This window comes from Streptomyces sp. NPDC007896 (assembly GCF_042959425.1).
In the GTDB taxonomy this organism is placed as follows: Bacteria; Actinomycetota; Actinomycetes; order Streptomycetales; family Streptomycetaceae; genus Streptomyces.
The window spans coordinates 1-19,684 of the sequence record NZ_JBIBKX010000027.1 but is presented as its reverse complement, the minus strand read 5'-3'; the positions used below and the strand labels follow the sequence as shown (position 1 = coordinate 19,684).

General features: G+C 67.4%; 18 protein-coding genes and 4 pseudogenes. 10 read left to right on the top strand and 12 right to left on the bottom strand.

What is annotated here, in order from left to right; translation table 11 throughout:
* The first annotated feature begins 126 nt into the window (after positions 1-126).
* Positions 127-705, top strand: a complete 579-nt coding sequence (locus tag ACFZDJ_RS49805) for a CGNR zinc finger domain-containing protein (protein ID WP_391069525.1) — start codon at positions 127-129, stop codon at positions 703-705.
* 74 nt (positions 706-779) lie between these two features.
* Here the strand turns inward: ACFZDJ_RS49805 and ACFZDJ_RS49800 are convergent, their stop codons facing one another.
* Positions 780-1,364: a hypothetical protein gene (locus tag ACFZDJ_RS49800; RefSeq protein WP_391069523.1), complete on the bottom strand. Its 585-nt coding sequence runs from the start codon at positions 1,362-1,364 to the stop codon at positions 780-782.
* 216 nt (positions 1,365-1,580) lie between these two features.
* On the opposite strand from ACFZDJ_RS49800, the gene ACFZDJ_RS49795 reads away from it, so the two are divergent.
* A complete protein-coding gene (locus ACFZDJ_RS49795) occupies positions 1,581-1,919 on the top strand; it encodes a thioredoxin domain-containing protein (RefSeq protein WP_391069521.1) in 339 nt (112 codons plus the stop codon).
* A 707-nt stretch (positions 1,920-2,626) separates the two neighbouring features.
* Positions 2,627-3,061, top strand: a complete 435-nt coding sequence (locus ACFZDJ_RS49790) for a VOC family protein (protein ID WP_101401784.1) — start codon at positions 2,627-2,629, stop codon at positions 3,059-3,061.
* Positions 3,062-3,130: 69 nt separating this feature from the next.
* On the opposite strand, the pseudogene ACFZDJ_RS49785 reads toward ACFZDJ_RS49790, so the two are convergent.
* The 5 genes and pseudogenes from ACFZDJ_RS49785 to ACFZDJ_RS49765 form a co-directional block, all read right to left on the bottom strand.
* Positions 3,131-3,478: pseudogene (locus tag ACFZDJ_RS49785) on the bottom strand (transposase); the annotation flags it as partial.
* Between the two features lie 310 nt (positions 3,479-3,788).
* Positions 3,789-4,571, bottom strand: coding sequence for a hypothetical protein (locus tag ACFZDJ_RS49780; RefSeq protein WP_391069519.1), 783 nt, complete (start codon positions 4,569-4,571; stop codon positions 3,789-3,791).
* A gap of 494 nt (positions 4,572-5,065) precedes the next feature.
* The gene (locus ACFZDJ_RS49775; protein ID WP_391069517.1) at positions 5,066-5,467 is read right to left on the bottom strand and encodes an FG-GAP-like repeat-containing protein; all 402 of its coding nucleotides are present in this window, start codon (positions 5,465-5,467) and stop codon (positions 5,066-5,068) included.
* Entirely contained in the window at positions 5,416-5,670 is a 255-nt protein-coding gene (locus ACFZDJ_RS49770; RefSeq protein WP_391069515.1) for a DUF998 domain-containing protein, read from the bottom strand. Before ACFZDJ_RS49770 ends, ACFZDJ_RS49775 begins: the two co-directional genes overlap by 52 nt.
* A gap of 363 nt (positions 5,671-6,033) precedes the next feature.
* The gene (locus ACFZDJ_RS49765; RefSeq protein WP_391069513.1) at positions 6,034-6,186 is read right to left on the bottom strand and encodes a hypothetical protein; all 153 of its coding nucleotides are present in this window, start codon (positions 6,184-6,186) and stop codon (positions 6,034-6,036) included.
* A gap of 88 nt (positions 6,187-6,274) precedes the next feature.
* Between ACFZDJ_RS49765 and ACFZDJ_RS49760 the strand changes: the two genes are divergently transcribed.
* Entirely contained in the window at positions 6,275-7,399 is a 1,125-nt protein-coding gene (locus ACFZDJ_RS49760) for a helix-turn-helix domain-containing protein (RefSeq protein ID WP_391069658.1), read from the top strand.
* 140 nt (positions 7,400-7,539) lie between these two features.
* Here ACFZDJ_RS49760 and ACFZDJ_RS49755 read toward each other — a convergent pair whose 3' ends face one another.
* Together ACFZDJ_RS49755 and ACFZDJ_RS49750 are read right to left on the bottom strand one after the other, a co-directional pair.
* A complete protein-coding gene (locus tag ACFZDJ_RS49755) occupies positions 7,540-8,169 on the bottom strand; it encodes a hypothetical protein (RefSeq protein ID WP_391069511.1) in 630 nt (209 codons plus the stop codon).
* A gap of 302 nt (positions 8,170-8,471) precedes the next feature.
* Positions 8,472-9,088: pseudogene (locus tag ACFZDJ_RS49750) on the bottom strand (recombinase family protein).
* 304 nt (positions 9,089-9,392) lie between these two features.
* Between ACFZDJ_RS49750 and ACFZDJ_RS49745 the strand changes: the two are divergent.
* Positions 9,393-10,058: a helix-turn-helix domain-containing protein gene (locus ACFZDJ_RS49745; RefSeq protein WP_391069509.1), complete on the top strand. Its 666-nt coding sequence runs from the start codon at positions 9,393-9,395 to the stop codon at positions 10,056-10,058.
* On the top strand, positions 10,055-11,392 hold the full coding sequence (locus ACFZDJ_RS49740; RefSeq protein WP_391069507.1) for an MFS transporter: 1,338 nt from the start codon (positions 10,055-10,057) through the stop codon (positions 11,390-11,392). The genes ACFZDJ_RS49745 and ACFZDJ_RS49740 overlap by 4 nt, the downstream gene beginning before the upstream one ends.
* 72 nt (positions 11,393-11,464) lie before the next feature.
* On the opposite strand, the gene ACFZDJ_RS49735 is transcribed toward ACFZDJ_RS49740, so the two are convergent.
* The gene (locus ACFZDJ_RS49735; RefSeq protein ID WP_391069505.1) at positions 11,465-12,454 is read right to left on the bottom strand and encodes a Tn3 family transposase; all 990 of its coding nucleotides are present in this window, start codon (positions 12,452-12,454) and stop codon (positions 11,465-11,467) included.
* Here ACFZDJ_RS49735 and ACFZDJ_RS49730 point away from each other — a divergent pair.
* On the top strand, positions 12,441-12,914 hold the full coding sequence (locus tag ACFZDJ_RS49730; protein WP_391069503.1) for a hypothetical protein: 474 nt from the start codon (positions 12,441-12,443) through the stop codon (positions 12,912-12,914). The genes ACFZDJ_RS49735 and ACFZDJ_RS49730 overlap by 14 nt on opposite strands.
* Here ACFZDJ_RS49730 and ACFZDJ_RS49725 read toward each other — a convergent pair.
* A complete protein-coding gene (locus tag ACFZDJ_RS49725; RefSeq protein WP_391069656.1) occupies positions 12,886-13,641 on the bottom strand; it encodes a DUF5131 family protein in 756 nt (251 codons plus the stop codon). The two genes, ACFZDJ_RS49730 and ACFZDJ_RS49725, sit on opposite strands and share 29 nt — an antisense overlap.
* A gap of 268 nt (positions 13,642-13,909) precedes the next feature.
* Here ACFZDJ_RS49725 and ACFZDJ_RS49720 point away from each other — a divergent pair, with 268 nt between their 5' ends.
* Positions 13,910-14,932 (top strand): LLM class flavin-dependent oxidoreductase, encoded by a 1,023-nt coding sequence (locus tag ACFZDJ_RS49720; RefSeq protein ID WP_391069501.1) that lies wholly within the window; start codon positions 13,910-13,912, stop codon positions 14,930-14,932.
* 814 nt (positions 14,933-15,746) lie between these two features.
* Here the strand turns inward: ACFZDJ_RS49720 and ACFZDJ_RS49715 are convergent.
* Complete coding sequence (locus ACFZDJ_RS49715; protein WP_390937412.1) at positions 15,747-17,438, bottom strand: acetolactate synthase large subunit; 1,692 nt, start codon at positions 17,436-17,438, stop codon at positions 15,747-15,749.
* 204 nt (positions 17,439-17,642) lie between these two features.
* Between ACFZDJ_RS49715 and ACFZDJ_RS49710 the strand changes: the two genes are divergently transcribed.
* Complete coding sequence (locus tag ACFZDJ_RS49710) at positions 17,643-18,380, top strand: NAD(P)H-dependent oxidoreductase (RefSeq protein WP_390937414.1); 738 nt, start codon at positions 17,643-17,645, stop codon at positions 18,378-18,380.
* 82 nt (positions 18,381-18,462) lie between these two features.
* Here the strand turns inward: ACFZDJ_RS49710 and ACFZDJ_RS49705 are convergent.
* Positions 18,463-18,633: pseudogene (locus ACFZDJ_RS49705) on the bottom strand (AhpC/TSA family protein); the annotation flags it as partial.
* A gap of 544 nt (positions 18,634-19,177) precedes the next feature.
* On the opposite strand from ACFZDJ_RS49705, the pseudogene ACFZDJ_RS49700 reads away from it, so the two are divergent.
* Positions 19,178-19,684, top strand: a pseudogene (locus ACFZDJ_RS49700) (hypothetical protein); the annotation flags it as partial.

Below are 19,684 nucleotides of genomic sequence, written 5' to 3'. Positions count from 1 at the left end.
ACATCTCGTCCCCGGCACGAGCTGCCACTGCCCCGGCCAGATAGAGGCGGAGTGAGTAACGCCTTTTCATCGACAAGACGTTACGGAGGTAACTCAAAACTCAGAAAGATGCGTTAAATTCCACACGTGTCCTCCAACAGTGACGACTGGTCCACCCGGCACTCCGTGCTGACCACAGCTCGGCGGACCGCAGCCCTGATCAACGCTCTCGCTGACGACTGCCCCGACCCGGCCGAAGTCGCCGACGTACTCCGCGCATACGGTGAGACAGACCCCATCGACCTCACCACCCGCGATGTTGCCGGGATGCGCGCAGCCGCCACCCTGCTGCGGCAAGTCTTCGAAGCCGAACCCGCCGATAACGCCGCAGCCACCCTCAACCGCCTCCTGCAGGAACACACCGGGCCCCTCCGCCTGACTTCGCACGGCGGCCGCGCCCCCTGGCATCCCCACCTCGACCACGACGACAACGCCCCCTGGGACGAATGGCTCCTCGCCTCGTCCTGCATGGCCCTGACCGTCCTCGTCTGGGACCGCCAACGCCCGCCCGGCAGGATCTGCGCATCACCCACCTGCCAGAACGCCTTCATCACCCAAGGCAGCGGTCCCGAACGCCGCTACTGCTCCCGCCGATGCGCCACCCGCGAACGAGTCGCAGCCCACCGACGCTCCCACTCCGCCGAACCGTCGCGCGAGCCCAAGTAGGACGCGCTGTGGACGATCACGCAACTCCCCACCGGTGACGCCAACTTCCCCGCCCTATCGTTCGAACGTGCGGATCACGGCTCGGGGGTCCATTCCACGGGAGGGGGTGTGCGGCTGTAGTGGGCTCCTCTGGTGCCGTAGCGGGCGAGGTGGAGGGTCTCACCGTCGATCTGGATCTCTGCCGGCGGAGGGTTGGGAACGGAGATCCGCGGGTGGGCGTAGCGGTGGCCTTCGATGAAGAGAGGCTCCCGGTGGCGGTTCCGGCCGTCTGCCCAGCTCTGGGCCCGCTCGCGGGACCACGGGTTCTGCAGGGTCCGCGGGGCGGCCGGGTCGTGCTCGTAACCGTTGAGGCTGCGCACCAGAGCTTCGCTGTAGACACCCTTGACCCGGAAGTTCTCCAGGTCATTCGCGCGTACGATCATGTGGACGTACCGGCGGCCGTTGCCTCGGTGCCGGCCCACAGCAGGCCAGCGACCGTGACCGGGGTCCCAGCGGACGGGCGGGAGCCACAGCAGGGCACCTGTGCGGAAGTGCTTCGTGCCGTGCTGGATGTCGAGGCCGCTCTCGCCGTGCGCGGTTTCTCGAGCCACGTTGGCCACCAGGCACCAGCCCAGCAGCCCGTCCGGCGTCTCTTCTTCGGTGGGTCCCGTGTCTGTCACGCCGAGAATTTTGAGGCACGAGACGGGGCGCGAGCCAGCGCTTATCAGCTGAGCCGACCGGAACGAACCCTCTGCGGATCACCAGCTGAAGGAGACAGCGGCCTCGTTCGAACATGCGGGTCTATCGGTCAGCCAGACGACCGACCGGACTCAGCCTGCCGCACCGCGCGGGGGAAGATGGGGATGTAATGACGGAACGCGAGGTCTGGAGCTTTCATGGCGAAGCGGGTTCACCAACCCCGTGAGGACGCGGAGTTCGATTTCATCCTCGGGATGAGCGCAGTCCCGGTCCTCGCATACTTCACCGGGACATGGCCCAAGGCAATCGAGCCCTGCCGGGCGATGGACCTCGCCGTGGGTGACATCGCAGACGAGTACACGGGCCGCCTGACGGCCGTCCGCGCCGACATGACGCGCTGTCCGGCCGCGACCAAGCGATACGGGATCACCGGAGCCCCGTCCTACGTCCTGCTGAAGGAGGGAGAGGTGGTGGCGCACGGCACGGGGCCTATGACCATCGCCGAGGTACGGGAGTTCCTGGACGGCCACCTCTGAGCGGTCGCCGCAGCACTGCGGCCTCAACGTCCGTCACGCAAGCCGTAGTGCGCGGGCTGCGGGCGTAGTAGCCGTTGGGATCGACACCGACGACCAAGAACGCGTGGCCCTCCGCGTTGCGCAGCGCGACGTCGGGCCGGCGGTTGGCAAAGCCGACGATGGCGCGGGCCAAAAGAGTTCCCGGCTTCTCCCGAGGCGTCCGGTATTCCTCGGCTTCCTCGGCGACGTCTTCTTCTTCCAGGTGCTGACCGAGCGCGAGGAGAAGAACAGCGTCGCCATCATCGAGACCGGCACGGACTCCTCTCGCCTGGCCAGCACCCGGGCACGGGTTGAGGAGCCCGCCAGGCCGGCTGACCTTTGCAGCTACCTGCTTCGACGGCCAGCCGCCCTGGCGGGCGGCTGGCCGTCGAAGCGCACGGCTACGGATGTCAACGACCTGCAATCCCAACGGGAGCGCAGGTCATCGTCGACGAGGGGGTCTCGGAGCCGAGCCCAAGGCTGCCAAGCAGCCCAGGGGTGTCACCCAGCGGATACGGGACGGTCTCAGGGGACTACTGGGGCGCTCCGCCGCCACGGTCGCGTCGTTCTCGTGGACTGTCCGGTTTGATCACTTGGTGTCCAAGGCGGCTCAGGATGCGACGGGGGGGACGGGCGGATCCTGGGGAAATGAGCGGCAGGGCCCCCCTGGTACGCGGTACGGTGCGCCGATGTCAGCGATCAAGAAGTTCCAAGTCACCTTTGACTGCGCAGAACCTGAGCGCCTCGCTCGCTTCTGGTGTGAAGTGTTGGGGTACGTCATACCGCCGCCACCGGAGGGGTTCACCACCTGGGACGATTTCAACCGCACCCTGCCTCCTGAGGAGCAGGGATCATGGTTCGCCTGCAGTGATCCCTCAGGCGTGGGCCCGCGTCTGTACTTCCAGCGCGTCCCCGAGGGCAAGATCGTTAAGAATCGGGTGCATCTCGACGTCCGGGCCGGCACCGGGCTCGTGGGGGACGAGCGCCTCGCCACGCTCGAAGCCGAGTGCGCACGACTGGTCGCGCTCGGTGCGACCCACGTGCGAACGCTGTACGCCGATGAGGAAAACGAGTCGTGCATCCCGATGCTGGACATCGAGGGCAACGAGTTCTGTATCGACTGAACATTCTCCGAGCCGGGGAGGTGGGGAGCCACCTCCCCTGGGGCTCTCTGGTCTCGTAGGGGGCGGGAGTTACCCCGCGAGGGCGAGGTTGTGCAGCCGGGCGATGCCGAGCATGGCGGTGTGAACGCCGTCGCCTTTCAGACGGCAGTCACGAAGGATCTTCCATGCCTTCATCCGAGCGAAGACGTGCTCGACGCGGGCCCGGACCTTGCGGTAGGAGGTGTTGTGCTCCTCTTTCCAAGCCGGCGGTTCGGTCAGGCCGCGTTCACGGCGGTGCGGAATGAGCAGGCCGGTGCCCCGATAGCCGCCGTCCGCGATGACCGTGGCCCGGCCGACGGCGGCCTTCGCACCGGAAAGTTCCCACGCCTTGCAATCGTTGCGGTTGCTCGTGACCGGTCGGCCGACGGCGACGACGAGCGGATTCGGCGCAAGGCCAAGCGCTTTGCCGCCGAGCGGCGACATCCGGGTGGTGAAGACCGTTCTCAACGGCGGCGGCAACGTCATCGTGGGCACGGCGAACACGATCCGCTACCCGATCGACGTCACCTTCAAGGACAGCTCGGGGGTGAAGGGGCTCACGCACGTCAGCACCTTCAACAAGACGAACGCCTACACCTTCGCAACCTGGAACGACGACTCGTCACGGCCGCCGCAGAAGCCAGACTGTTCCAGCAAGTGCTCTGCCGCGGTCTGGACAAATAGCCGGAAATTGTGGAGGTCTGTCGCCTCATCGGTTTCCCGGCCGTTTGTCACGTCTCTGCTCTCGGGCACCGCTCGCTCCCTCGCCGTGAGCCCAAGGCCTGTGTTGGGCGTGCCAGGCGTGGCACAGAGCGCTGAACTCCTCCTGGCGTTCGGCCAGGAGGTCCTGCGGCCGCTGCAGGTGGCAGTCGAGAATGTGCACACCGTCCTGGAAAGGCTCGAAGCCGAGCTGCTCCCACACACGGCCCAGCTTGACGGCGGCCTCCCAGTGCTGGTCCTCGGTCAGCTCGCGGCCGTCGGCAGAGCCCGGCTCACACACCACCGCGACGCAGTCCTGCGACAGAGGCGGGATCGCCGCCCCCGCCAGGACCGGCCCCAGGCCGCAGCCGCGCCACGCGGGCTCCAGGATGACCCGGTCCATGACCAGCAGATCACCGACCGGGTGCGCGAGCACAGCCTCGAAGGCCGGCTCCCACTCACCGGCTGCGACGTCCAGGACCACCTCACCGATGCGAGCGACGTCCCCGGTGTAGGAGTCCATCGCCTCGAAGGGATGGTCGGGACCGAACATCCGTACCCGCACGAACGACATCCGGCCTACGGAAATGTCCTGCACCGCGTCCAACGAATCCTGATCCATGTCGCTGTACGCGGCCATGTCCTCAGCCAGGACATCCGCGTCGATCCGGGCCGTTACCGTCCACACCTCCAGGGTGTCGACGAACTCGTATGCCTGGAGGGGATGTTCATGGTGGTAGGCGAGGCTGATCAGCCACGGATCGGCCGGCAGCTGGGCAATGTTGGGAGCCACAGTGGTCACCGTGCCACCGAAGTTGCCATGGCCTTCCGCGCGCCGGGAACAGCTCACGCTCACCCGCTCCGCGGCGCTCTGCGGCGCTCTGCGGCGCTCTGCGGCGGGACACGATGCGTGGTTTGGTGAGCCCGGAGCCGCTTCCCAGGTGCAGCGCAGCCGTTGCCGCTTCGGCCGCGCAGGGGACAGGTAGCCATGATCTACAGTGCTCGGTCCGCTCGAGCTCGGCATGACCACGTTCAGCTGTCGTCTGCGTCGGTTTCGTCGTGCTCGGACGTCAGCCGCTCATACAGGTCCTGGATGCGCTGTTCGGCTTCCGGGCTCAGCGGGCCGGGGCGCGGTGGCGCGGCCCGCTACGGAGCAGTCGCCCGGCGAGCTGGAACAGTTCTTCCGCCCGGACACCAGGGCCAGCGAAGATCCCCCGGGTCTGGCCCGGGGGATCACGTGGAACGGGTGACCGGAATCAAACCCGCGGCTGTTCGTGCAGGCTGTGTTCAGAAGCCGCCGTTGAGGCCGTACCAGCTCTGGTGCGCCAGCCGGTACTTGCCGAGGGAGCCCTTGCCGTTGCCCGGGTACAGCCGCAGCTGGTCCGCCGTCGACCCGGCGTGGGGGTTCTCGTACAAGTCCTGCGTGGCGGCGACCAGGTCGAGCCGCTCGTCGCCGTCGACATCACCGACGCTGAGGAAGGCCGACATCTGTCCCCAGCCGCCACTGCCGATGAGCTTCCGGGGGCCGAAGGAGCCGCGTCCGGTGCCGAGGTACAGCCACAGCTTGCCCAAGGTGTCACGAGCGATCAGGTCGCCGTGGCCGTCGCTGTTGAGGTCGCCCGGTGCGGTCAGGGCGTTCATGGACTTCCAGCCGCCCAGGGACTTGCGGGTGCCGAACCAACATGCCACAAACCCACCGCGAAGATCAGCGACAGCAAGCCCACGAAGAGGATGTTGACGGTCTGCACCCGCCCGGCGCAACCGAGGGAGAGCGAACTGACGGGATGACGGAACGGCTTGTAGTCCACACGGCTGGCGCCTTCCAGTACATACGCGAGGGTGAACACCGGGCCAGCGGCTATCCCACAGGCAAGCAGCGCTTGATTACCCATCTTGTCAACAATCGCCAGTCACGGTCAGCATTCCTTTCGCTCTCCCGAGGCGGAGAGCCTACGGAGCCGTCCCCGTCCCGTGCATGGTGTTTTCGGCGGTGCCCGATGAACCAGATCGAGCAGGTCGCGACGCTGGCAACGTTCGGCGCGGTGTGGGCAGTCCTCGCTGTCGGCCACTACCTGGCGGACCATGTGTTCGGGCAGAGCTACCGCCAGACGGCGACCAAGGAGGCGCCGTCAGTGGCCGAGGTCGCCGATGACCATCCGCGTGGGTTGATTCGCGGGCTGGGAGGCCACCAGGCTCAGGGCAGTGCGGCACCATCGGCCTATGCGCGTGGCCTCCTACAGGTGGAGTGTGCCTATTCAGAACCAGGGTGGAGTGGGCGAACCGTCCGGGTTCAGCCCGTACGGCCACCACCTGTCGATACTGAGGCGGGATGCGCCGGCGTCGGCGGCCTGCCGGTAGAGGGTTTCGGCGCCCTCCTGGTCCCCGGCCTTCTCCCGTATCCACGCCAAGCTAGTGCCGCATCAGGCAACGTTCGCCCTGTCGTGACGCGCCGTCCGGGTGCTGTACCGGGCAGCGTGTGGCTGTCAGGGTGTGTCGGTGGCAGAGCGAGTACGCGTGCGTGAAATCGATGACGACGAGGGCCGGCGGTTGTTGCGGATCATCCGCCGGGGCACCGGGTCGGTGGTCACCTGGCGGCGGGCCCAGATGGTGCTGCTGTCCGCGCAGGGCATGCCGGTGGCGAAGATCGCCGAGGTGTCGTTCACCAGCGACGACCGGGTCCGCGATGTGATCCACAACTTCAACACCGACGGCTTCGACTCGCTCTACCCGAAATACAAGGGCGGCCGGCCGACAACGTTCACGCTGCCTGAGCGGCGCGAGATCAAGAAGATCGCGAAGTCCAAGCCGACCGAGCACGACCTGCCGTTCTCGACCTGGAGTCTGACCAAGCTGGCGGACTTCCTGGTCGCCGAGGGGGTGGTCGACGACATCAGCCACGAGGGCCTGCGCATCCTGCTCCGCGAGGAAGGCGTCTCTGCGGGTAGCAGCGCGGCGCAGGGGGGCTTGTTTGCCGTGGACGGGGAGGGCGAGAGCGGCGAAGGCGGATTCGGCCCAGTCATCAGTGAGCTGGTCGTAGTCGTCGTCGGTGAGGTAGTCGGTGGCGGCATCGATGAGGAACGCCTGCGGGAGGTGGAGTCCGACGCCGAGGCGGCGGGCGTCCATCGCGGCCTCCAAAAGGGCTCTGACGGACGGTGTCCCTTGTTCGTAGCGGCGCACCAGTTCGGGCGCGCCAGCGAGGTCCTGGGCGACCCGTCCGTGGGCGTGGGCGCGGGTGAGGGCGTCCCGCCGGATCACCATCGCCGGACACGGACACGTCCAACGACTCGGCGAACTGCCCCACCAGACCCTGCTGGCCTGGCTCGCCCAGCGTCGCGTCACCTGGCCGAAGACTCCCAACCGGCACGTTCTGATCAACGCGAGACCGCCCCGGGAACCGAGCCCGTCAGTACCGAATACCTCAAGCGGCACCTGCTGCACCAAGGCGTCTACCTCGAACGTATCCGCGGCGACCGGGTACTGCACGAAGCACTGACCGTCGGCGCCGACCCGCTGCACCTCGCCCAGGTCTTCAACCTGTCCCACACCACCGCGAGCCGCTACGCAACCATCGCCCAGAGCCTGCTCGACGACCAGATCGAGCAGGCCGCCGACAGCGAGTGAGGGTGCCGATTCACCGGAAGCTCATGGTCATATCCAAATGCAGACAAGATGTGCGGAGGCTCTATCCCCCCGACGGTTCCCCCCATCGGCTCCAACCAGCCAGCTGCGGCCCGTGAAACCAGCACAAAATAGCCCTGGTCTTACAGACGGCGCGTGTGACCTCCATTGATCTGGCCAATCTGATCGAGAAGGGCTGCGTTCAGCTGTGCCCGCGCAGCCCTGACTCGCTCCAGAGCCTCGAGGACCTCACTGCGCACGGGGCTCTCCCACCGGGGACCTTGCAGGACATCGCCACGGACTTCCCGGGTCGCCTCTCGCAAGCGGCCCAGGAGCTGGGAGAGGGCGATGAACGCTGTTCCGTCCGCACTGTCTGGTCGCGCCCCACCTGGGGCTGGGACCAGCGGAATGCCGTGCGGCGGTGTGTCCTGTGATTCGAGCCAGAGACCGCTGTGAGCCAGCGCGTGTCCGGCTTCAGTGGCCTCTCGGCTGACTTGGACCATGATCTCGTCGAATCGGTCGACGTCCACAGGGTGGTGTGCCTGCAGATCTTGAACGAACCGCTCCAGCGCGTCGATCCACGCCCGACCCGTGGTTCGCATCTTCAGCAGCCGAGCGATCTCTATCCCACTTTGGCGAGCCTGCTCCTCGCTCGCCTTCTGCTCAGCTTGCCGCCGATGCAGACGCAGTGGGCCATAGACAGTCGCGAGGCTCGCAACGGCAGCTCCCCCTACAGCCCCGAGCAGTCCGTACAGCGCGCCAATGTCGGCCATACCCCCCCATCCGCTGGTGTAAGGCTGCCAGTAGCCATACCCGTGCGCTCTGTCCCCGATGCTTGCACAGCTGCAGGGTCCGCCCCCGCGCTTCTGGTCGGAAGGCGCAGCCCAAGCTCCTCACCTGAACAAGTTCGCCAAAGTCCACTCGGCACCGTCGACATACCGTCGGCGAACTCATCGCGTTTCCAGGCAGAGACAGTAGGAACAAGCGCGGGTTTCCACTGAAGACCCTTCAATCTCGCTGAACTCACGGCGGACGTGCCGGTAAGAACCGTGTCACCAGCCGCAAACGGCGGTGATCAGTCCTTTGACCTGGAGGGTCGGGGCAGTTCTGCCGTGTTGGTCGACTCGGCGAGCGCGAGACGGCCGCCCTTCAGTTCGGGCACGTAGTTGTAGATGGTGTTGCGGGAGACCCCGAGGAGCTTGGCGATCGAGGTGACGGTGTTCTCCGGGCGGGCGAGCAGGTCGCGGGCGTGACGTACCTGTTCGTCGGTCATGGCCGGCGGGCGGCCGAGGCGGGCACCTCGGGCGCGGGCGGCGTCCAGGCCCTCGTTGTGCCCTGGACGATGAGTTCGCGGATGAACTCCGCGAGGGCCGCGAAGACATGGAAGACCAGGCGCCCGCCGGGCGTCGTCGTGTCGAGTGCCTCGTGCAGCGAGGTGAAGCCGACGCCGCGCTTCCGCAGGCTGGGCACGATGGCGATGAGGTCTTGGAGGGAGCGGCCGAGCCGGTTCAGCGACGGGACGACGAGGGTGTCGCCTTCGCGGAGGTAGTCGAGAGCCTTCCACAGCTCCTCGCGCTCGGCGTTCTTGCCGGACTTCTTGTCGGCGAAGATCCGGATGCACCCTGCTTCGGTGAGCGCGTGGACCTGCCGGTCGAGCAACTGTCCCTTGGCGGACACGCGTGCGTATCCCACAAGGCCACCGGTCCGTACGGCCGGAACGGGGGCGAGGAGATTGGCGGTGTCGTCGTCCTGGGGTGGCTGCACCCGCCAGATCGTACAGAAAAGGGTGCTCCTCAAGTTCTTGAGCACGTCGACTTTCTGACACCGTTTTATGGGCATGATCCGGGGTCGATCCGGCCGCGAGCCCTCGGCTACCGATCTTGCCCATCAACCGGTCGATAAATGAGCAGCGGCGCCTTGCGAGCGAGCTGAACCGCAAAGGATTCTTCGCGAAGATCTCTTTGCGAAGAACCCTTTGCGGACTACTGTGTGTCGCATGGCTGATGCAGTGGAGAGGCCGGGTGGCCCGAACGTTGAAGAGGACTCGGTTGTCCTGGATGCCAAGGGGCTGCGTGCCCTGGCGCATCCGGTGCGCGTGCAGTTGGTCGGGCTGCTGCGGAAGTACGGCCCGTCGACGGCCACCCGCCTCGCGGAGCGGCTGGGTGTGAATTCCGGTACGGCCAGCTACCACCTCCGGCAACTCGGCGCGGCCGGTTTCGTCGAGGAGGACACCGAACGCGGCAACGCGCGAGAGCGCTGGTGGCGTTCGGTGCACCGGACTACCTGGTTCAACGATCCGGAGCTGGCCGAGCGGGAGCCCGAGGCCTCACTGGCCTACCAGCAGTCCGTCGCCGCCATCTACACCCTGCGCACGCAGCAGACCCTGAACGGGCTCCAGACGATGCCCCGCCCATGGCGGAATACCTTCGACATGAGCGACTGGGCCTTGCGGCTCACCCCCGAGGAAGCCGCCGCCCTGTACCGGGAGTTGACGGAAGTCATCGCGCGCTACCGGCGAGACGCGCCGGAGACGGCGGCAAGTGCCCCCGAGGGAGCCGAACGGGTCGCCGTGATCACGCAGATCCTGCCCGAACTGGATGCGCCTGCCGCGTCGTCGCTCCCTTCCGGCCCTCAGGAAGAGGAAGGAATCCCGACGTCATGACCGACGACGCCTCGGAGGCCGGCGGCATACCCGGCAAGAGGTCCTTACGGCCGCTAGGCGGGGTGCTAGCGGCCATGGCCGTGTCGCTGACCGGCACGCGGATCTCCGTTGTGGCACTGCCCTGGTTCGTCCTCGTCACCACCGGCAGCGCCGCCCAGACCGGACTGGTCGCCTTCTGCGAGATGACTCCCTACGTGGTGGTCAAGGCGTTCACCGGACCGCTGGTGGACCGGATCGGCCCGCGGGCCGTTTCCTGGACCACCGATCTGGCCAGCGCGACCGCCGCCGCCGCGGTTCCCCTGCTCCACGCCCTGGACCTGCTCTCCTTTCCCCTTCTGCTGGTTCTGGTCGCACTGATCGGCGCGGCCCGCGGACCCGGCGACCTGGCCAAGGAGGTCATGGTCCCGGAGGCGGCCGAGCGCAGCCAGGTGCCGCTGGAGCGGGCCACCGGTCTATCCGGCGTGATCGAGCGCCTCGCCTCTACCGTCGGCCTGGCGATCGGCGGATCCCTGGTGGCCCTGCTCGGGCCCCTGACCGGACTCGCCGTCAACGCGGGCTGCTTCACCCTCGGATCGGTGATCATCAAACTCGCGCTGCCTCGCGGCATGGGGCACGCGGCTGAGGAAGCCCCCTCGCCGGCCGGGGAGACGGGACCGGGCTACTGGCGGCGGTTCGGCGAGGGCTTCACCTTCCTGCGCGGCGAGCCGCTGCTGCTCACCGTCATCGTCATGTGCGGCATCACCAACCTGCTGGACGCGGCGATCACCTCGGTGCTCGTACCCGTCTGGGCCAGGGAATCAGGCAACGGGCCGACCGCGATCGGCCTGATGGGCAGCGTGATGGGGGCCGCGGGGGTCGGCGGGAGCCTGATCGCCGCGGTGGTCGCGCACCGACTGCGGCGGCGGGTGGTGGTTCTCACCGGGTTCCTGCTGGCCGGGGCACCGAGGTTCCTGATCCTCGCCTTCGATGCCCCGTTGGGGGTGGTACTGGCCGTCTTCGCGGTCAGTGGGTTCGGTGCCGGCTTCGTCAACCCAGTGCTGGGGGCCGTCCTCGTCGAGCGGGTGCCGCGCCGGATGCTGGGCCGGGTCAACGCGCTCGGTGACTCGCTGGCCTGGGCCGGTATCCCTCTCGGCGGGCTGCTCGCAGGGGCGGCGGTGACCGCTGTCGGACTCGTGCCGGTGCTGCTCACCTGCGGCGCCGCGTACTTCCTCACCACGAATCTGGCTGGACTGCGGCCGGAATGGCGCGAGATAGACCGTACGCGTGGGCGGGGCGTCCTGAAGCCGCATTCCAAGGAAGACGCCTCACAAGACAGTGCGAATGTAGCGACATGACGTTTACGGGAGGGAGGTGGACCATCTGGTTTCCTTCTCCCTCCCACCGCTCCTTCTGACTTCGCCCACGCTTCACGCACGCTCAGATAACTGTTGGTTGGCGGCGTCCGTCGGAACTCGGGGGCCTGGAAGTTTGACCGCGGCAAGGTCGAGACGGGTGTCCATGTCGAGGGTGACCTCCCCGTACGGGCGCACGTGCGACCAGAACAGCGGGGTCAGGCCGCGCCGATCGGCGGGTGTGAGAAGCTCGGCCCACTCCGGTTCGCCGAGGATGTCCTGAAGCATCAGGGTGTTCACGTAGACCAGGGCCGATTGCAGAATCCGCAGGCACAGCACGAACATCTCCTGCTCGTCGCGCCGGTTCGAGGCGATCTCGCCGCCCTTGCCGTACGCGATGACGGAGTTGGCTCCGTTGGAGGATTCCACGACGTTCAGGCCCTCCTCGATCTCCCGCTGCAGGTCGCGCAGCCGGAGGTAGCGGGCGACGAAGATGGTCTTCTGAGCGCGGCCGACCTCCAGCATCGCCGCGTAGGTGGGGTGGGAGGCGTTGCGGGTGAAGCGGCGCAGGATCGCCTCGGTGGACGGGGTACGGATCCGGATCGCGGTCGCATACTTGATCATCTGGTCGTACTGCTGGGTGATGAGTTCCCAGCGGATCGGGCGGGTCAGTGCCGGGGTCAGCTGCGGGTAGGCGTCCGGTTCGCCGGCTGCTGGCCGGTACACCTTCACCTTGTTGATCCGCTTGATGCGCGGCAGCAGGTCGAAGTTCAGCAGTTTCGTGATGCCGAACCCGATTTCCGACTGGCCATGGCTGTCTGTGTAGTTGGCCTCGACGTCCATGGTGGTGCCGTGCCGCATTGCGCCCTCGATCATCGCGGCGATCTCGGAGGCGGTGCAGTTGATGAGCTGGGAGTGGATGGCCAGGGACTTCTTCTCCACGTGCCAGTAGATGAGCACCCCGCGGCCGCCGTAGCGCGACACGGTCTTCGGCGGCAGCGACCACTGGTCCGCGGCCGCCGACGAATTGCGCTCCGACGAACGGTGGCGCGTGTGGCTGCGCACCTACCGGGATGCACTGCGCCGGGCAGGGTTCGGCTACCAACTGCAGTTCGAACTCGTCCCCCGCACCGGGCAGCCCCTCTACCTCGTCTTCGGCACCGGCAGCACCGCCGGTCTGAAAGCGATGAAGGACGCCATGTGGAAGGTCGACGACCGCGACGGTGAAAGCTTCCGCGGTCTCAGGACCCGGGGAGCCGAACCCGAAGGTCAGCTCGACCTGTTCCAGGCGGCCGGGCTGGCTGACAGCGAGCTGCTGGAACTGGTCACGCAGCGCCTCACCATCGGGGCTGCCAGCGTAGAGACGGTCGGCGAGTGGCTGCTCACCGAGTCCGCCCGCTGGCTGCCCAAGCACGCCATGCAAGCGGCCCGGCAGATGCGCCAGGACGGTCTGATCGTCGTCCAGTCCCCGGGCAAGCTCACGACGAAAAGCAGGGTCACCCTGCAGGCACAGGTTCGGGCATAGGCATCTGGTCCCAGGTACGGCCCTGAAGAGTCCGGCCGGACACCTTCGGAGTGCGGCCGCCCCATTGCTTGAAAAAGAAGGCAACATCGGCCTGTACGCAGATGTCCCGGATCTCAGTGGTCCGCTCCTCCTCCACTGGGCGGAACCGTGGACCGGACTCACCGCCCGCGATCACCCAGTGAATGCCCGTCAGGTCCAGGCCGCCCAGAGACCCGAGCAGCGGCTCGCAGGACAGGAACCGCACCGAGGCAGGGACTTTCCGGAGATCGTCGACGCGTGGCAGTTCCTTCGCGCTCTCCACCGACACCCCCATCCACAGGTTCGCCGGCCACTCCAGCCGGTCCGCGACCTGCCGCAGCCGCCGCGCCCGCTTCGTCAGCACCTGATAGGTGTGCTGCGGGGTCTGTGCCATCACTTCGAAGACCTGGCGTACATAGTCCAGCGGGACCCGCGCACGGAACAAGTCGGACATAGAATTCACGAACACGGTACGCGGGCTCTTCCACCCATACGGCACCCGCAGCGCATCCGGGTGCACCGTCAGCCCGAAGCCCGGGCCCGACGTGCGCGGATCGCCGTCGTTCTGATACTTCGCCGACCCCATCGCCTTCAACCGCTTCGCCAGCGTCAGCGCGTAACAGTGATCACAGCCGTCCGAGACCCGGTCACAGCCGGTCGTCGGGTTCCACGTCGCCTCGGTCCACTCGATCGCACTCCGGTCACTCACCGGCCGGCCCTCCATTCCCTTGAACCGCACCCTGCGCCGACGCACATCCAGCCCGTCGCTGGTCCAACGAAACGCCGCACGGCGGGACATCGGCATCCGACCATCCGCCACCGGCGGCCGTGCCGCCAAGCCCTAACTCGAACATCTGTACGTGAGCCGCCCTGAGGGTGAAGGCCCCGGTTTCTGATAGAGGTCACCGGCCGTTCGGCCTGGTCGCACCGTGCCAACGCGGGGAATCAAACGCGGCCGCCGGACGCTTTGACCTGGAGTGAAGAAGATAGGTTTCCTCTCGTTCGGCCACTGGTCGCCGAGCGCGCACTCCAAGACCCGGTCCGCAGCCGACTTCCTGCACCAGTCCATCGACCTGGCGGTCGCTGCGGAGGAGCTCGGCGTGGACGGTGCGTACTTCCGGGTGCACCACTTCGCGCGGCAGGCGGCGAGCCCGTTCCCGCTGCTCTCGGCCATCGGCGCACGGACGTCGAAGATCGAGATCGGCACCGGCGTGATCGACATGCGCTATGAGAACCCTCTGTACATGGCCGAGGACGCCGGCGCTGCCGACCTCATCTCCGGCGGTCGGCTGCAACTCGGCATCAGCCGCGGATCACCGGAACAGGTGATCGACGGCTGGCGTTACTTCGGGTACACCCCCGCGGAGGGCGAGACCGGCGCGGACATGGCCCGCCGACACACCGAGACCTTCCTCAAGGTGCTCGAGGGCGAGGGCTTCGCGGAGCCGAGCCCGCGGCCGATGTTCCCCAACCCGCCGGGGCTGCTGCGCATCGAGCCGCACTCCGAGGGGCTGCGAGAGCGGATCTGGTGGGGCTCCGGCTCGAACGCGACCGCCGTCTGGGCCGCGAAGCTGGGGACGAACCTGCAGAGTTCCACGCTGAAGGACGACGAGACGGGCGAGCCGTTGCACGTCCAGCAGCGCAAGCAGATCGAGGCGTACCGCGAGGCGTACAAGGAGGCAGGCCACACCCGAGAACCGCGTGTGTCGGTCAGCCGCAGCGTCTTTGCCCTGACCAACGACCTGGACCGGACCTACTTCGGACACGACCGCAACTCGCGGGACCAGCTCGGCATGATCGACGACACGACCAGGGCGATCTTCGGACGCTCGTACGCCGCCGAGCCGGACGTACTGGTGAAGCAACTCCAGGAAGACGAGGCCATCCAAGCCGCGGACACCCTGTTGCTGACCATCCCGAACCAGCTCGGTGTCGACTACAACGCCCATGTACTGGAGAGCATCCTCACCCACGTAGCACCGGAGGTCGGCTGGCGCTGAGTGTTCTGCCGCCCTGAGTGGGGGCCGACTCGGCACCGTGGTGGTCGGGCTCACGGATGGGCCGAGCCCCGGGCTCTGGCGCGTCCAGCTGCAAGGCGGAGGAGGGCGTCGACGCGATGGGGTTCCCCCCTGCTCGAGCGAAGCCGAGAGCTCGGGGGAGTCGGCAACCGACGACAACGCCGCTGGGGGCACCCCCTACTCGAACAGCTTCGGGGAGAGCGTGCCAGACTCCGCGTCTCCGGCATGATCCGCCGGACAGGCCCTAGCCAGGCGGCGGAGTCGCCCCACCTCGCGAAGCTCATCGCCTTCTCGGCGAAGCCATTGACCTTCTTGACCATGACGTCCGGCACCGGCTTCGGAAACACGGTTCCCGCAGCCTATACTGCACCCCGATCAGGGCGTTGCCCTCCCACCCGTCGCCTTCCTCGAAGTACCCCTCCATGGCGGCGGCGTTGTCGGCCCATCCGCCCTGCCTGACGATCTCCTTGCGGTGCTTCATGTCTCGCTCCTGTCGGTTCGCTTGCTCCCGCTGGGTTGAGCGGAACGGCGCTTCGATTGCTGACACGGCGTGGGTCACAGGGCAGCAGGGGCGCCGCCCAACGATGCTCGCACCGGTGTCCAGCACACCACCACGTCTCCGGACGACCACTCCTGGCGCATGCCCACTCCCGCCCGACGACTCGTTCGGCCCAACGAAGGGTCGACCCGAAGCAATGGGGCCGTCAGGAGCCACGGTGGCCACTTTGCACGGCCGCCGCCAGACGCTGCATACCAGGTGGTCCTGCCCATACCGCGCCGAGTCCTACGCTTCGGGTCAGAACGGACCGTGGAGGCTGCCGAGTCGGTCGGTCAGACGCAGGTTTTCGGAGTAGTCGACGGGACAGGCGATCACGGAGACCGTGTCGTCGTCGAGGGCCTGACGCAGCACGGGCAGGAGCTGGTCGGCGGACTCGATCGCGTAGCCGTGTGCGCCGAAGCTTTCGGCGTAGGCGACCAGGTCCGGGTTGGTGAACCGGGTATGGCTGTGGCGGCCGATCTCGAGTTCCATCTTCCAAGTGATCAGGCCGTATTCCTCGTCGACCAGGACCAGGACGACCAGCGGGATGCGTTCGCGGACGGCGGTCTCCAGTTCCTGGGAGTTCATCAGGAACGAGCCGTCGCCCATCATCGCCAGTACGCGCCGGTCCGGCCGTGCCAGTTTCGCGGCGATCGCGCCCGGCAGCGCAAACCCCATGGTCGACAAGCCGTTGGAGACCAGGCACGTGTCCGGCTCGTAGGTGGGGTAGAGGCGGGACATCCACATTTTCCCGGCGCCGGTGTCGGCGAGGACGATGTCGCGGCGGTCCAGCGCGGTGCGCACGTCGGCCACGACGCGCTGCGGCACCAAGGGGAACGCCTCGTTGTCGCGCCCGTACTGGAGCTCTTCGTCGAGCAGCGTCCGGATCTTCTCGTTGCTTCCGAAGTCGTAGGTGAGTCCGTCGGGCAGTGCTGCCGCGAGTGCGTCCAGCGCTTGAGAGGGGTCGCCCTCGACGCCCACCGCGACCGGGTAGTGGGTGTCCACCTCGGCGGGGAAACGGTGCACGTGGACGATTCGCTTGTCGCCGTTCGGGTTGATCTTGACCGGGTCGAACTCCTGGATCTCGTAGCCCACGCAGATCAGCACGTCGGCGCTGTCGAAGCCGAAGTTGCTGTAGTCGTGCCGCATGAAGCCGACCGCGCCGAGGGCGTTCGGGTGGTCGTCGGGGAAGACACCCTTGCCGTGGAACGTGGTCGCGACCGGGATGTTCAACCGCTCGGCGAACCGCACGAGGGCGTCCGTCGCCCCGGCTCTGGCAGCGCCGTGACCTGCCAGTACGACCGGGTGCCGGGCAGCGGCGATCACCTCCACTGCACGTGAGATCTGGGAGGGCGACGGCGCATCGGTGTGCACCGCGTCGATCTGCAGGGGTGCCAGCTGCTCGGCGGGACGCTCCGCTTCGATGTCTTCCGGCACCGCCAGGAATACAGCTCCGGGCCGCTCGCTCTGCGCGGTCTTGAACGCCTTGCGGGTCATCTCCGGCACCGCGTCGGGACACTCGATGCGGGCCGACCACTGGGTGACCGGAGCGAACATCGACACCAGGTCGATGACCTGGTGCGACTCCTTGTGGACGCGGCGCAGGGAGCCCTGGGCGGCCAGAGCCACCATCGGGGAGCTGTTGGTCATCGCGTCCGCGGTGCCGAGCAGGAGATTGATCGCGCCGGGTCCCAGCGTCGCCGAGCACACCCCGGCGCGGCAGGTGAGGCGCCCGTAGATCTCCGCCATGAACGAGGCGGCCTGCTCGTGGCGCACGAGGATGTACCGGATCCCGGAGTCGTTCAGCGCGTCGACGAACCGGATGTTCTCCTCGCCCGGAATCCCGAAGACGTACTCCACGCCCTCGGCCTGCAAACAGCGCACCAACAGGTGCGCGACGTCCTCCACTGCTGCCGTGTTCCGCGACTCGCTCGCGCCTTCGGTACCCATGAGACGAACGTAGGCACGCCCACCGACCCCGGCCACTCATCGGCCGCCGACCGAGGCGGCCGTTCGGATACCGAAGCATCAAGCATGCCGAGGCCGTTCGGCGGCACTGTGATGGCGGCTGCCACAGGCTGCCCGCAAGCTGGAGCCGGATGTGGACGCGCGCCGCCGAGCATCGTGCTGCGCAAAGGGTTCTGGGAGGACCGTGTGACCGCTTCGTCGCCCGCCACCGACGCACCGCCGGCCCGATACGACGACCTGCGTGCTCTGGTGATCAACTGCACCCTCAAGCGCTCGCCGGAGACGAGCAACACCCAGGGCCTGATCGACCACAGCACCGCCATCCTGGACGCGCAGGACGTGCAAGTGGAAGTCCTCCGGGCCGTCGACTACGACATCGCCACCGGCGTCTGGCCCGACATGACGAAACACGGCTGGGAGACGGACGCCTGGCCTGGCCTGTACCAGCAGGTCCTGGCAGCCGACATCCTCGTGCTGGCCGGCCCCATCTGGCTCGGCGACAACAGCTCCGTGATGAAGCGCGTGATCGAACGCCTCTACGCCTGCTCCAGCCTGCTCAACGAGGCCGGACAGTACGCCTATTACGGACGGGTCGGCGGCTGCCTGATCACCGGCAACGAGGACGGCGTCAAGCACTGCGCCATGAACGTGCTCTACAGCCTGCAGCACCTCGGCTACACCATCCCTCCCCAGGCGGACGCCGGATGGATCGGCGAGGCGGGCCCGGGCCCCTCGTACCTCGACCCCGGCTCGGGCGGCCCGGAGAACGATTTCACCAACCGCAACACCACGTTCATGACCTGGAACCTGCTGCACCTGGCCCGTGCGTTGAAGGATCTCGGTGGCATTCCCGCATACGGCAACCAGCGCACCGCCTGGGACGCCGGCTGCCGCCGTGACTATGAAAACCCCGAACACCGGTAGGGACACCCCCGGCCAGGACAGCCGCGCGCAGCCCGGAAGCAGCGTCTGTCTCCGCCGCCGAGCGTGGCACGGTGCTGCATCGTCAGCCCAGCGCCGTGAGAGCCGCGAGGATGTCGGCGGGTTCGGCTTGGGTGGTGTAGCCGCTGTTGACGAAGTTCCATCGGATGGTGCCGGCGCGATCGATGACGTGGGTGGCGGGCAGCGGCAGGGTGCGCGGGTGGCCGTCGTTGACACGCTGGAGGTCGAAGCCGAGCGGGCACTCAGCAGCCAGACGTGGTGTGACCGGGCGCCCGATGCCCCTGCAGGTTCTGGCGCCGACAGAGGGTTTCGCGCGGCAGCCAGTGCTTACTAGGGCGGCAGGCTCGCAGCGAAGGCGCAGCCCTTGTCGATCCACTCGCCGAGCACCTCGTCCTCTGCGGCAGCGGAGCCAGCGACCTCGACCCAGCCGCGCATCGGGCGACCGGTCATGTCGAAGGTCCTCGTGCCTGGCCGAGCCAGAGCCTACTCGGTGGCTTCGGGGCCAACCCGGACCATGAGGTCGTCGCCGGTCACGCCGACTGCCGTATTGCCGCGGCGCAGGAAGGCGAGAGTGACGCGACCACGAGGCACGGGGGCCTGGAGATCACCGAGACAGCAGTTCCGCCGTTCGGCTGGCGACGGACACCCGCTTGCACCTCAGGCCCGGACAGCCCACCTGACCTGTGCCAGCTTGTAAGTGCCCTGTTTGTCCGGCATGGGTCGTGGCATTGAGGGCCGTCCTTGTGTGAGCGCAGCTCGAAGACTGAAGGAGGCGGCCGATGGCAAGTGACGAACGGCCGTCCGGTCCGGCCCCAACCGGTGGGTCTCGACGCCACAGGTCGGAAGAAAAGCCAGCGTTGAAGCGACTCAAGCGCCTACGTGGCGCGGTGGCTGCGGCCGCGGCCGCAGGCCGTGCTCGGACTCGTGCAACGGCACAGCGCGTCGGGCAGCTTCCCCCACCCCCGGGTCCGTTCCGTCCTGGATTCTGGCGCAGTCCGATCCGCGGGCCTTGGCTGACGTCGGTGTTCGGCCTGGTCCTCCTGATCGGCATTCCGGTGCTGTTCGTCACCGGACTGCTCTCCTACGCCTCCTACAACCCCGACCTGAGCCCCCTCAACGACGAGACACCCGACAAGGGCGTCCTGGGCTTCTACCTCTTCGCCTGGCCCACGCATCCCTACTGGCTGTACCGGCTTCTCCAGGGCGTGCATGTGACGCTGGGCGTGGTGCTGGTGCCGGTGCTGCTGGCAAAGCTGTGGTCGGTGATCCCCAAGCTGTTCGAATGG